Genomic DNA, 13,235 nt, shown 5'->3' on the forward strand with positions numbered 1-13,235 from the left:
TATGACCACCACCGCCCCGTTCCTGAAAGCGTTGAAACTCGCCGCCCTGGCACTGGCTACCCTGGTGCTGGCCAGCGGCTGCGGCTTTCAGTTACGGGGCACCTCGCCGGTACCGGCCGCGCTGCAACCCCTGGCGGTAGACTGCCCGGACAACCTGCCCGGCCGCTTCTGTCAATCGGTCCGGGATCAGCTGACCCTCGGCGGTGTCCAGGTTGCTGACAGCGCCGCCCAGGCCGATTACATCCTGCGCCTGCGGGATTACCGGCAGGATCGCCGGGCCTCGGCCATTACCGCCCAGGCCGCTGCCGCAGAGTACGTTCTGCGCCATACTATCGCCATTGAACTGCTCACGGCTGACCGGATCCCGCTGATTGCCAGCACCAACCTGAATGCCAGCGAAACCTACCGCTACGACGAAACCAACGTACTCGCCAAGCAGCGCGAGGAAGAGGAGCTTCGGCAACAGCTGGGCGACCGGCTGGCCCAGCAGGTTATCTTCCGCCTGGCCCCCATGACCCGGGAACGGATAGACACCATCATCGAGGATTACCGGGCCAGCCAGGAACAGGCTGAGGCGCAATGAAAACCCAGCCTGGCCAGCTCCCTCAGTTACTGAAAAAAGGCCTGGCACCGGTTTACCTGATCTCCGGTGATGAACCCCTGCTGGTTCAGGAGTGTTGCGACCAGGTTCGAAAGGCCGCCCGGGAAGCCGGTTACCAGGACCGCCTCACCTACCACGCAGATCACCAGCTTGACTGGAATTCCGTAGCAGACGAATGCAACGCGATGTCGCTGTTTGCGGAAAAACGCCGGATCGAGATTCACCTGCCCACCGGCAAACTCGGCGATGGCCGCAAGGTACTCGAGCAAATCCTGCAGGCCCCGCCTGAAGACGTCATCCTGTTGCTGATCAGCGCCAGGCTGGATGCCGCGGAAACCAAGCGTAAATGGTACAAGGACCTTCAGAAAACCGGCGTACATGTGCCGGTGTGGCCGGTTGAGGCGGACAAATTCGCCAACTGGCTGCAGCAACGGGCAAGCAATCAGGGGCTGAGCCTGACCCGCGGTGCACTGGGAATGCTGGCTGAACGGCTCGAAGGCAACCTGCTGGCGGCGAGCCAGGAACTGGATCGCCTGACGCTGCTGACCAACGGCAAGACCATTGACGAGGAAACCGTAGAGCAGGCAGTCCAGGACAGCGCCCGCTTCAACGGCTTTGAGCTGGTCACCGAACTGCTCACTGGTAAGGCCGGCCACGCCAGCCGCATCATCGGCGTACTGCAGCAGGAAGGAGAAAATCCCCTGGGGCTGCTGAGCGTGCTGGTGCGCGACCTGAACATGATTATCGAGCTGAAGACCGCCCTGCCCCCGGGCGATAACCCCTCGGGCTTTCTGAAGAAACGGGGCGTTTTCCAGCCCCGGCGAGCGTCTGCCATCCAGCAGGCAGCCCGCCGCCTGACACTGCCCCGCCTGAACCAGGCCCTGGCCCTGTGCAGCCTGACTGACCGGGCCGCCAAGGGCTTTGACGACCTTACCCCCTGGCATCACCTGCGCGACCTCTCAATTCTGCTGGCCGCAACCCGTAATGGCTGACCTGGGCCAAACCCGGGCGAGTACCGGCCCCGGCGGCACTTGACACGATTTTGCAATCGGGCGCATTGTACATTCTCCACTCAATCAGGGAAGGAGAACCTGCCATGAGCCTGCAAGACGAATTCAACAAGCTGTCCGAGAAAGTCAGACAATACCGCGACGAAGCCAAGGTGCAGATGCACCTGGCCAAGGAAGATGTGAAGGACGAATGGGACGACCTGGAGCAGAACTGGGACAAGTTCCGTTCGAAGCTCGACCAGATTTTCCATGACGCAGAAGATGCCAGCCAGGAAGCCCGGGAAACCGCCCGCAAGATGGGTGAAGAGCTAAAATCCGGCTACCAGAACATCCGCAACAAGCTGAAGTAAACGTTAACCCGTTAACAAACAGACACATCAAGACAGGCATAGAGACACACTTCTCATCGTCTCTGTGCCATACTTCACAGTAAGAAATGAATCTTGCGTCATAATTTTGTCGTGTTGTTCATTTTGCCACCAACTTGCCGTCTGGCTGGCCAAGGAATATGGCACATACTGTGAGGTATACCTGTCATATGAAAAAAGTTACTGCGCTCTCTGTTACTCTCGCCCTGTCTCTCTCTGCCGGTCTGGTTACTGGCCAGAACATCCGTTTCAGTGATCCCGAAACCGTTATCAAGAATGAGTTCTGGGGCAACCTGTATGCGGAAGGCGGTTCATCCTTCTTCTGCGAAAAGCCGTTTACCAGCAAGGGCTTTGTACTGACCGACGGTTATATCTACCCGCTGGCGGATGTGCGTTCCGCCCTGGATTGCGGTACTACATCGCAGTGCAAGCGGGACAACCGCTACCGGCAGATTGCCTCGGATCTGCACAATATGGTGCCGGTAACCAGTCGAATAGAGATGCGTCGCCGCAATACCCGCTATGAGGATATCGGCGCCAGTGCACAGCCGGATGACTGCGGTATTCGTGAGAGCACACAGTTTTTCGAGCCGCCCGAGCATGCCAAGGGTGATGTGGCCCGGACGATGGCGTACATGGTCGATACGTACGGGTTGCCGTGGCTGGGGGCTACTACGCTGTTTCAGGGCTGGAACGAGCTGGATCCGCCGGATGACCGGGAGCTGGCGCGGCATAGCCGGATTGCCGAGATTCAGGGTAATGAGAATCCCTTTGTGGTTAATCCCAGGCTGATTAGTCGGCTCTGAGTTTGAAATGCAGTAAGCGTTGGATCGGGGAAGCCCTTCCGAAACACGCTGTGAATACATCCTTGTACGCTCTGCTCCGCCATCCATGGCTACGCAAGGTTTCGGAAGGGCCTCCCCGATCCAATGCCCGGACATTTCAGCTAGCATCAAACAAAAAAGCAGGCCACCTGGGCCTGCTTTTTTGCTTGCTGGAAGAACGAAACCTGTATCAGATTTCGTTAGCCGCCAGAGCCATCATGGCATCGCTGCCACTGCGAATGCCTTCGGCCAGGGACACGGTCTTTGGCAGCAGGCGGTCGAAGTAGAAGCGGGCTGTTTTCAGCTTGCCGGTGTAGAAGCCGGAGGTGTCACCCTCTGCCTTCGGAGCGGCGGCTTTGACGGTTTTGGCCCACATGTATGCCAGGGCGGTGTAGCCGAACATGTCGAGGTAATCGACCGCCGCGGCGCCGATGGCGTTGGGGTTGTCGCCGGCTTGTTTGATGACGTGTTCGGTAACGTCGGACAGGCGCTCGACAGCAGCCGCCAGCGGCTCCAGGTAAGGCTTGAGGGCGGCGTCGCCGGTGTTTGCTTCGATGAAAGTAGCTACGTCCTGTACGAACAGTTCGTACAGTTTGCCCTGGCTGCCGACGACTTTACGACCCATCAGGTCCATGGCCTGGATGCCGTTGGTGCCTTCGTAGATCTGGGTGATGCGGCAATCGCGTACCAGCTGCTCCTGGCCCCACTCGCGGATGAAGCCGTGGCCACCGAAGACCTGCTGGCCGATGATGGTGGTTTCCAGGCCGCGGTCGGTCAGGAAGGCCTTGGCGACGGGGGTCAGCAGGGCAACCATGCCTTCGGCGTGTTTGCGCTGTTCGTCGTCCTGGGAGTACTTGGAAATATCCAGCCACTGAGCTACGTAGGTAGAGAAGGCACGGCCGCCTTCCACATAGCTCTTCATAGTCAGCAGCATGCGGCGTACGTCCGGGTGTACCAGGATCGGGTCAGCGGCTTTTTCGGGCTGCTGGGCACCAGTCGGCGCACGGCTCTGGATACGCTCGTTGGCGTATTCGCGGGCGCTCTGCAGGGAAGCTTCGGCGGCGCCGATGCCCTGGATGCCCACACCCAGGCGCTCGTAGTTCATCATGGTGAACATGGCGGCCAGGCCTTTGTTTTCTTCACCAACCAGCCAGCCCTTTGCGCCGTCGAAGTTCATCACGCAGGTGGCTGAGCCTTTGATACCCATCTTCTTCTCGATGGAACCGCAGCTGAACTGGTTGCGCTCGCCCAGGGAACCGTCGTCATTCACCATGAACTTGGGCACCAGGAACAGGGAGATGCCTTTCGGTCCCTTGGGAGCATCCGGCAGTTTGGCCAGCACCAGGTGGATGATGTTCTCCGCCATGTCGTGCTCGCCCCAGGTGATGAAGATCTTGGTGCCAGTCACGTTGAAAGAGCCATCGTCATTGGGCTCGGCCTTGGTGCGGATAATGCCCAGGTCGGTACCGGCGTGGGGCTCGGTCAGGTCCATGGCACCGGACCATACGCCGGAATACATGTTGGGCAGGTACTTCTCTTTCAGCTCCTGGCTGCCGTGGGCGTCCAGGGCCAGGCAGGCGCCGGCGGTGAGCATCGGGGCCAGGCCGAAGGCCATGTTGGCGCCCTGCATCATTTCTTCAAACTGGGCCACCAGGGTTTTCGGCATACCCATGCCGCCGAATTCCGGGTTGCCGCCCAGGCCGTTCCAGCCACCCTCAACGATGGTCTGGTAGGCTTCCTTGAAGCCTTCCGGGCTGGTTACTTCGCCTTCATTCCACTTACAACCCTGCTCGTCCGCTTCGCGGTTCAGGGGCGCCAGTACGCCGCCGGTGATCTTGCCAGCTTCTTCAAGAATCGCGTCGGCAGTGTCCGGGTCTACGTTTTCGGCAATCTTTGGCAGAGAGGCCCAGAGTGCGGGCGCGTCGAACACTTCGTTCAATACAAAACGCATGTCACGAAGGGGTGCCTGATAATCAGCCATGTATAACTCTCCAGAAATTCAGTCAGTCACTTGGGGAACCGAGTAACAACGCCTTCTGTGTAAAGGTCTTCGGGTTCGCCCGCTCGGCTATGTGTCCGAAACAAGGTTGTTATTCTGTGGCCCGCCATTCTACCTCAAACGTGCCACCAAACTCATGAAAAAAGCCCGCCTCCGAGCGGAGAACGGGCTTTTGCTGTGCCTTCAACCAGATAGCAACCCCGTCTTAGATAACGAAGGCTTCTTCCGGCATATCCAGCAGGCTGTCTGCACCGGCCAGCATGGTTTCTGCGTGGGTCTTGGTGCGCGGCAGCAGGCGCTTGAAGTAGAAGCGCGCAGACTGAACCTTGGCGTTGTAGAACATCTCCTCGGAGGTGCCTTCGGCCATCTTGTCCAGTGCCACCTTGGCCATACGGGCCCACAGGTAAGCGAAGACTGCGTAACCGGAGTACATCAGGTAATCCACAGCAGCGGCACCGACTTCCTCGCGGTTCTTCATGGCGGTCATACCAACCTTCATGGTCAGATCGCCCCACTCCTTGTTGATCGCAGCCAGCTGCTCGATGAACTCTTTCAACTGCTCGTTGTCGGCGTTCTCTTTGCAGAATACGTGAACCTGCTTGGTGAACACTTTCAGAGCTTCGCCCTGGGTCATCAGAACCTTACGGCCCAACAGATCCAGCGCCTGGATACCAGTGGTACCCTCGTAGATCATGCCGATGCGGGAATCACGAACGTTCTGCTCCATGCCCCACTCGGCGATGTAACCGTGGCCACCAAACACCTGCATTCCCAGATTGGCAGATTCGTAACCGATCTCGGTCAGGAAGGCCTTGGCGATCGGAGTCAGGAAGCCCAGCAGCGCATCGGCGTGCTTGCGCTCTTCCTCGGTCTTGCCGGAGTGAACCACGTCCACTTGCTGGCCAGCCAGGTAGATCAGGGCGCGGGCGCCTTCAGCCACAACCTTCTGGGTCAGCAGCATGCGGCGTACGTCCGGGTGCACGATGATCGGGTCAGCGATGCCGTCCGGATTCTTAGGACCGCTCAGGGAACGCATGGCCAGACGCTCCTTGGCATAGGCCAGGGAACCCTGGAAGCCCAGCTCGGCAGAACCCAGACCCTGGATGGCAGTACCGATACGGGCAGTGTTCATGAAGGTGAACATGCAGTTCAGGCCTTTGTTCTCAGGCCCGATCAGCCAGCCCTTGGCGCCGTCGAAATTCATTACGCAGGTGGCGTTACCGTGGATACCCATCTTGTGCTCCAGGGAGCCACAGGAAACCGCGTTGCGCTCGCCGGCAGAACCGTCTTCGTTCGGCAGCTGCTTGGGCACGATAAACAGGGAGATACCTTTGGTACCTTCCGGTGCGCCCGGCAGACGGGCCAGTACGATGTGGACGATGTTCTCGGCCATGTCGTGCTCACCGGCAGAGATAAAGATCTTGGTACCGGTAATGCTGTAGGTGCCGTCAGCGTTCGGCTCGGCCTTGGTGCGCAGGGTACCCAGGTCAGAACCACAGTGCGGCTCAGTCAGACACATGGTACCGGTCCACTCACCGCTGATCAGCTTGGTCAGGTAGGTCTGCTTCTGCTCTTCGGTGCCGTGGGCTTCGATGGTGTTGGTGGCGCCGTGGCTCAGGCCCGGGTACATACCCCAGGACCAGTTGCAGGTACCAACCATTTCACTGACCACCAGGCCGATGGAGTGCGGCAGGCCCTGGCCACCGTAGTTGGGGTCGGCAGTCATGGACGGCCAGCCACCTTCAACGTACTGCTGGTAAGCTTCTTTGAAGCCGGTCGGGGTTTTCACACCGTCTTCGCTCCAGGTACAGCCTTCCTGGTCACCTACCTGGTTCAGCGGAGACAATACCTGCTCACAGAACTTGGCGCCTTCCTGGATGATGGCATCAACCATATCCGGAGTCGCGTCTTCAGCACCTTCCAGATTGGCGTAGTGCTGCTCGCTGTCCAGCAGCTCGTTCATTACGAATTTAATGTCACGCAGGGGCGCTTTGTATTCAGGCATGGAATCCACCTCGGTTTGGTCTCGGCTGAATGCAGTAACAGCCTTCGGCCTTGGGTTTGCTCAGACACCACGATGCGCTGCACCGCGGCCTTAATTAAACACTTGTTTGAAACATACGTTTTGAGGCACGGAATTGTCAATAGCCCTGAGCAAATTTTGTGTGGCCCAGCCTGCAGAACCTGTCAGCCGTCAAATAACGGCGAGATATTCAGAAACTCCGCCAACCGGGCCGGCAGGCGCTCGGTTGGTGTGTCATCAAGGCGGGGCAATATGCCCAGACACGGCGCCGGAATATGGTTGACCAGGTAACCGAGGGTTTCCTGTTCGCAACTCATGGTTTCCGACTCCGGGTGATTGGCTACCCAGCCGGCTACCGTCAGGCCGTCATTCTGAATGGCCTCCACCGTGAGCATGGCGTGATTGATGCAACCGAGCTTGAGAGGGACCACCAGGACCACGGGCAGTTTCAGCTCGCGGGGCACCGCTGCATAGGTTTCGCGGTCGTTCAGAGGAACCCGCCAGCCGCCGGCGCCTTCCACCAGCATAAGATCGGCCGGGCGAATCTGCATTCCGCGGCAAAAGCCGACCAGCCTCTGGGCGCTGAGTTGTTTGCCGGCTTGCTGGGCCGCAACGTGGGGGGCAATGGCGGGCTCCATGGCGATGGGGTTGATGGCGTCGTAGGCCAGTTGTTCGGTCATGGCCGCTTGCAGCATCAGTGCGTCTTCATTGCGCAGCCCGTCGGGGGTCTGGTCGCAGCCCGACGCAATGGGCTTCATGGCCAGGGTGCGTTTACCCTGGGCCTTGGCGGCCTCAAGGATGGCGGCGGCTACGATGGTTTTGCCTACGCCGGTGTCGGTGCCTGTTACGAAATAGGTTTTCTTTGCCATTTTCTGGAGGTCCTACTGTATCGGTTTCGGGTGCAAGGTGAGGATGTGGTGTGTCTTTCCGGGACACGCTCAAGACTTCCCTGTGCGCTTAGGTCGGGCCATCCCTGGCCCTCTATAGTCCCGGAAAGACACACCACACCCTCACCGCAAACTTTCGAGGTTGACGTCCTCATCCGGTCATTGAAAGTCGTAGTCAGATCGGCTTTGACCAGTACAACCAGCCTGCATGGTAGCTGGCGATGATCTCACCGTTTTCCAATGTCGGATAAGCGGCACACATCGCCTTGAACCTTCCCGGAGCGGTAACGGTTCTGCGTCGCTCTTCGCCTTTGAACACGGCACCCAGGTGCTTGAGCTCACGGTTCAGGGCCATGGGGGAATCATAGGGCAAGGTGAGGGTTGCCGTCTCGAGGGTGGAACCGGGGAGTTGCTGGCTGGTTAATTGCTGCCAGTCAGCATGGTGGGTAAAACGGTTTACGTGGGGTTGGCCGGGGTCGGCTTTGGTCCAGGCTTGTTTGAGTTCTTCGAGGGTGCCATCCAGCAGGGTGGAGATGGCGAGGGTGCCGCCGGGTTTGAGGATTCTCTTGCATTCGGCCAGCACGGTTTCAGGGCGGGTGCTCCACTGGATCATCAGGTTGCTGAAGATCAGGTCGGCGCTGTTGTCGACCAGGGGGAGCTGTTCGGCGTCTGCGTTAAGCCAGGTGATGGTTTCGGGGCTGAAGGATCGGGCCTGTTGCAGCATGCCGGGGGCGAGGTCTGCGCCGGTGACGGCGGCATTCGGGTATTGGTTTGCCAGTTTGCGGGTGAACCAGCCGGTGCCGCAGCCGAGGTCCAGGATGCTTGCTGGCTCGAAATTTTCGGGAATGCGGGCGAGCATGGTGTCGCCCATGGCTTTTTGCAGGCGGGAGGCGCTGTCGTAGGTTCCGCTGGCGCTGCCGAAGCCCCGGGCGATGCAGGCTTTGCTGCCGGTTCCGCCTTCGGAACGGGCTATTGCCGTCAGATCGGTATAGGCACTCATACCGCCACCGGCTCCTGAACGGCCTGCTCCGGTAACAGGGAGCGGCACCGGGCCAAGGCTTTCAACAACCGATCAACCTGCGCTTCCGAATGCGCGGCGCTCAGGGTAACCCGCAACCGGGCTTCGCCTTCCGGCACCGTGGGCGGGCGGATGGCGGTGACGAGAATACCCTGTTCTTCCAGAGCACAGCTTAGTGCCAGCGCCGCGTGGTTATCCCCCACCATAATAGGCTGGATGGGCGTGTACGAGGGCATCAACTGATAACCCAATTCCTGCGCACCGGCACGGAACCGCGCAATCAAGGCCTGCAAGTGGGTGCGGCGAGCATCATCCTGCTCGATCAGGTCAATACTGGCGTAAGTCGCTTTGGCCAGCGCCGGCGGCATGGCGGTGGTGTAGATATACGTGCGCGCCTTCTGCACCAGGTAATCCATCAACACCTCCGGCCCGGCCACAAACGCCCCGCTGGTGCCCACGGCCTTGCCCAGGGTTCCAATCAAAACCGGCACATCCGCCTCCGACAACCCCGCCTCCAGCACACTACCCCGCCCCTGCGGGCCAAGCACGCCAATACCGTGGGCATCATCCACCACCAACAACGCGTCATGGGCCTTACACACCCTGGCAAGCTCCTTCAACGGCGCGATATCACCGTCCATACTGAACACGCCATCGGTTACCACCAGCTTATGGCCCGACGTCTCCGCCAGCATCGCCTCCAGCGCAGACACATCTCCATGGGCATACCTGCGCACCTTCGCCCGGCTCAGAACGCAGCCATCGATAATCGAAGCATGGTTCAACCGATCCGAAAAAATCGTATCCCCCCGCCCTGCCAACGCTGAAATCACACCCAGGTTGGCCATGTATCCAGTCGAGAAAAACAACGCCGAACTGCGCTGCGTGAACTCCGCCAGCCGCTGTTCCAGCTGATGATGGGCGTCGTGGTGGCCGCAAACCAGGTGAGAAGCGGCGCCGCCCAGACCGGTTTCAGGCAACGTATCCCGCAGCGCTGCGATGTTTCCTGCGTGATTCGCCAGCCCCAAATAATCGTTACTACAGAACGACAGCAGCGGTTTTCCATCGGCTATCAGCTCAGGTTTCTGGGGCCCAGACACTAACCGGCGAGTACGGTACAGCCCGGCCTGTTTTCGCTGTTCAATCTCGGCGCCAAAGTCACGCATAGTGTCGCTTACTCTCAAATGCTGTACTTAAGGTTCCGCAGCAAACCGGGTAGGGCTTTCCGGGACACGCTCAAGACATCCCTGTGCGCTTAGCTTTCGCCATCCCTGGCGAAAGATAGTCCCGGAAAGCCCTACCCGGTTCGCCGCTCACTTGGGGCGTAGCCTGCAGGGTCACAATCGCCCAGGTTTACTGGCCGCGGGGCGGGGTCCCCTTTCCGGGACCATAGAGGGCCATGGATGGCCCGACCTGAGCGCACAGGGACGTCTTGAGTGAGTCCCGGAAAGGGGACCCCGCCCTGCGGCCCTCCACCGTGAGCCCCGGTGAAAGGCCAAGACCAAAGTCAGACTGAGGCAGCCGACTCCCGACTCGCGTCATAGAACAGATGCCGCGTCGCCTCATACTCGACGGCGTCGGCCAGCGCCTCCACCTCCTGCTCCTCCGTAGCACACTGCTCCCGCTGCTCCGGCCGGATACCCAACTTACGGAACAACTGCATATCCGCATCCGCCTCAGGGTTGGACGTGGTCAGAAGTTTCTCGCCGTAGAAGATGGAGTTGGCACCCGCCATAAAGCACAGCGCCTGCATCTGCTCATTCATCTGCTCCCGCCCGGCAGACAAGCGAACATGGGACGCCGGCATCAGAATCCGCGCCACAGCGATAATCCGAACAAACTCGAAGGGATCCAGGTCGTCTACATTCTCCAGCGGCGTGCCCTTCACTTTCACCAGCATATTCACCGGCACACTCTCCGGATGCTGGGGCAGGTTCGCGAGCTGAACCAGCAGCCCTACCCGGTCGTCTTCGTCTTCGCCCATACCCATAATGCCGCCGCAGCACACCTTCATGCCGGCCTTGCGCACGTTATCCAGGGTATCCAGCCGATCCTGGTAGGTTCGGGTGGTGATGATGTGGTTGTAGTACTTCTCGGAGGTGTCCAGGTTGTGGTTGTAGTAATCCAGTCCGGCGTCAGCCAGCTCCCGGGCCTCTTCCTCTTTCAGCATGCCCAGGGTCATGCAGGTTTCCATACCCAGGGATTTCACCTGCTTTACCATATCCAGTACGTAGGGCATGTCCTTCCTGGAGGGGCTGCGCCAGGCAGCGCCCATGCAGAACCGGGACGCGCCCTTTTCTTTGGCTGCGCGGGCCTCGGCGATCACCTTTTCAATCTCCAGCAGCTTTTCCTTTTCCAGCCCGGTGTTGTAGTGACCGCTCTGGGGGCAGTACTTGCAGTCCTCCGGGCAGGCGCCGGTTTTGATAGACAACAGGGTGCTGACCTGCACTTCGTTGGGGTCGAAATGCTCCCGGTGAACCGTCTGGGCACGGAACAGCAAATCGTTGAACGGCAAGTTGAAAAGATCCCGGGCTTCCTGAAGCGTCCAGTCGTGACGGAGGGCAGTAGCGGTCATGGCAAAGTCCTGTTAACCTTCGCAAGGTTTTTGGTTTACGGATAAACCGCGATGATAAACGGACTGAAATCGCTGTCAACCTTGATCTACCAAAAGGTTAACAGCGCAAAACAAGGTGGCCGCTGCGTCACCTGTCTTTCGCCCCATGCCAGCTTCGGGTTGTGCCAGGGCTGTCGGGACGACCTTCCAGCCATTCGCTGGGCCTGCCACACCTGTGCGTTGCCGCTGCCCTTTGCCACCCCCGGGCTCCAGTGCGGGGAATGCCAGGTGGCAAAACCACCCTTTTCCCGCGCACTGATTCCCTGGCGCTACCAGTTCCCGGTAGACGGCATGATCGGCCGCTACAAGTACAACGGCCACCGAAAGTTTGTGCGGCCACTTCTGGCCGGCTTCAGCGAGTTTGTCGAACAACATCTGGCTGCCGATCAACGGCCCGATGCCCTTATTCCCGCCCCCATGCACTGGTCACGCAGGTGGCAGAGAGGCTTCAACCAGGCCCTGGATATCGCCGAATTCGTCGGTTCACAGCTGGATATTCCGGTCGCTGGCGATGTGGTTCGGCGTCGACGGCGGGTAACGGCCCAGCGGAAACTGAACCGGGCCGAACGGCTGGTCAACCTGGCGGGGGTTTTTGAGGTGTGCGGGCCGGTGCCGGCGCGGGTCGCCATAGTGGATGACGTGGTGACCACCGGGGCAACGGCGAAGCTGCTGGCTGATGCGCTCCGCGACGCCGGTGCCCGGGACATTCAGGTCTGGGCCCTGGCGCGAACTCCCGGTTAGGTATCCGCAAGCATCGATTTCACATACCCGGCGATGGCCAGGCTGGACGTGAGCCCCGGGGACTCTATGCCGAACAGGTTAACCAGTCCGGCCAGGCCATGTTGCTGCGGGCCATCGATGCGGAAATCGAAGAAGCCGCCCTCAGGGCCGGTAAGCTTGGGGCGGATACCGGCGTAGGCGGGTTGTAGGCGACCGGCGTCCATGCCCGGCCACCAGGCCCGGATACCTTCCACAAAGCGATGCACCCGCTCCGGGTTCACGGTGTAATCTTCGGAATCAATCCACTCTACGTCCGGGCCAAAGCGCGCCTGGCCCGCCAGGTCTAGGGTCAGGTGCACGCCCAGGCCACCCGGTTCTGGCAACGGATAAATCAGGCTGTCGAAAGGATGCTTGCCGTTGTAGCTGAAGTAAACGCCCCGGGCCAGCCATTGTCGGGGGCGGGCAGTATCCGGCAAGCCCTGCCAGCTACCGGCCAGTGCCGGAGCGCCGAGGCCTGCGGCATTGACCACTTCCCGGGCCTGCAGGGTTACGCCTGCAGCTCCACCAACGGTCAGGGTATGGAGCGGGCCGTCCGAGCAAACGGCCGTCACCGGGCTGTTGAGCACCAGCTGGCCACCAGAGTCTTCCAGCGCCCCCAGCAAGGACAACATCAGGCCATGGCTGTCGACAATGCCGGTTTCCGGTGACCAAAGACCAGCTTCGGCATTAATAACCGGAATTTTCCGGGTGATGTCCTGACCGTCTGCCAGCTGCAACCAAACGCCATTCAGGGCCGCCTGTTCACGAATGCCGGCCAGCTTTTCGCTCTGGGCCGCGTCTGTGGCGATGATCCACTTACCACACTTGCGGTAGCCCACCTTGCGGCTCCGGCAGTAGTCGTACAGCAGTTGGCGGCCACGCACGCAGAAGCGGGCCTTCAGGGAATCCTGCGGATAGTAGAGGCCGGCGTGGATAACCTCGCTGTTTCGGGAAGAAATGCCTTCACCAAAGCGGGGGCCCGCTTCCAGAACAATGACTTCCCGCCCGCTAGCGGCAAGCTCGCGGGCAACGGCCAGCCCCACCACACCGGCGCCGATCACCACTGTTTGCACCTTGTAACTGTCTTCGCTCACACCCATTCCTGCTTTCCGGCACGGACTGCAGAAATTAC

General features: G+C 60.0%; 12 protein-coding genes. 5 read left to right on the forward strand and 7 right to left on the reverse strand.

Translation table 11 applies throughout. The features are described 5' to 3' along the window. Position 1: 1 nt before the first annotated feature. The 4 genes from lptE to B2589_RS02970 all read left to right on the forward strand — a co-directional run bounded on the left by lptE (position 2) and on the right by B2589_RS02970 (position 2,785). Entirely contained in the window at positions 2–583 is a 582-nt protein-coding gene (gene lptE, locus B2589_RS02955) for an LPS assembly lipoprotein LptE (protein ID WP_273132184.1), read from the forward strand. Next, positions 580–1,593, forward strand: a complete 1,014-nt coding sequence (holA, locus tag B2589_RS02960; RefSeq protein ID WP_273132186.1) for a DNA polymerase III subunit delta — start codon at positions 580–582, stop codon at positions 1,591–1,593. Before lptE ends, holA begins: the two co-directional genes overlap by 4 nt. Before the next feature lie 104 nt (positions 1,594–1,697). Beyond that, positions 1,698–1,961, forward strand: a complete 264-nt coding sequence (locus B2589_RS02965; protein ID WP_022989716.1) for a hypothetical protein — start codon at positions 1,698–1,700, stop codon at positions 1,959–1,961. 188 nt (positions 1,962–2,149) lie between these two features. Continuing rightward, positions 2,150–2,785 (forward strand): endonuclease, encoded by a 636-nt coding sequence (locus B2589_RS02970; protein ID WP_286815557.1) that lies wholly within the window; start codon positions 2,150–2,152, stop codon positions 2,783–2,785. 208 nt (positions 2,786–2,993) lie between these two features. Here the strand turns inward: B2589_RS02970 and B2589_RS02975 are convergent, their stop codons facing one another. The 6 genes from B2589_RS02975 to bioB form a co-directional block, all read right to left on the reverse strand. Next, positions 2,994–4,784, reverse strand: a complete 1,791-nt coding sequence (locus B2589_RS02975) for an acyl-CoA dehydrogenase C-terminal domain-containing protein (RefSeq protein WP_094623900.1) — start codon at positions 4,782–4,784, stop codon at positions 2,994–2,996. Positions 4,785–5,007: 223 nt separating this feature from the next. Then, positions 5,008–6,807 (reverse strand): acyl-CoA dehydrogenase C-terminal domain-containing protein, encoded by a 1,800-nt coding sequence (locus tag B2589_RS02980; protein WP_286815558.1) that lies wholly within the window; start codon positions 6,805–6,807, stop codon positions 5,008–5,010. A 182-nt stretch (positions 6,808–6,989) separates the two neighbouring features. Beyond that, positions 6,990–7,694: a dethiobiotin synthase gene (bioD, locus tag B2589_RS02985; RefSeq protein WP_286815559.1), complete on the reverse strand. Its 705-nt coding sequence runs from the start codon at positions 7,692–7,694 to the stop codon at positions 6,990–6,992. Positions 7,695–7,887: 193 nt separating this feature from the next. After that, positions 7,888–8,712, reverse strand: coding sequence for a malonyl-ACP O-methyltransferase BioC (gene bioC, locus B2589_RS02990; RefSeq protein ID WP_286815560.1), 825 nt, complete (start codon positions 8,710–8,712; stop codon positions 7,888–7,890). Then, the gene (bioF, locus tag B2589_RS02995) at positions 8,709–9,896 is read right to left on the reverse strand and encodes an 8-amino-7-oxononanoate synthase (protein WP_286815561.1); all 1,188 of its coding nucleotides are present in this window, start codon (positions 9,894–9,896) and stop codon (positions 8,709–8,711) included. The genes bioC and bioF overlap by 4 nt, the downstream gene beginning before the upstream one ends. Before the next feature lie 341 nt (positions 9,897–10,237). Next, on the reverse strand, positions 10,238–11,305 hold the full coding sequence (gene bioB / locus B2589_RS03000; RefSeq protein ID WP_286815562.1) for a biotin synthase BioB: 1,068 nt from the start codon (positions 11,303–11,305) through the stop codon (positions 10,238–10,240). Between the two features lie 267 nt (positions 11,306–11,572). Here bioB and B2589_RS03005 point away from each other — a divergent pair, with 267 nt between their 5' ends. Then, on the forward strand, positions 11,573–12,085 hold the full coding sequence (locus B2589_RS03005) for a ComF family protein (protein WP_286815563.1): 513 nt from the start codon (positions 11,573–11,575) through the stop codon (positions 12,083–12,085). Here the strand turns inward: B2589_RS03005 and B2589_RS03010 are convergent. Continuing rightward, complete coding sequence (locus tag B2589_RS03010) at positions 12,082–13,197, reverse strand: NAD(P)/FAD-dependent oxidoreductase (protein ID WP_339648281.1); 1,116 nt, start codon at positions 13,195–13,197, stop codon at positions 12,082–12,084. The two genes, B2589_RS03005 and B2589_RS03010, sit on opposite strands and share 4 nt — an antisense overlap. Between the last annotated feature and the right edge of the window lie 38 nt (positions 13,198–13,235).

It is taken from the genome of Marinobacter sp. UBA3607 (assembly GCF_002375525.1).
Lineage (GTDB): Bacteria > Pseudomonadota > Gammaproteobacteria > Pseudomonadales > Oleiphilaceae > Marinobacter > Marinobacter vinifirmus.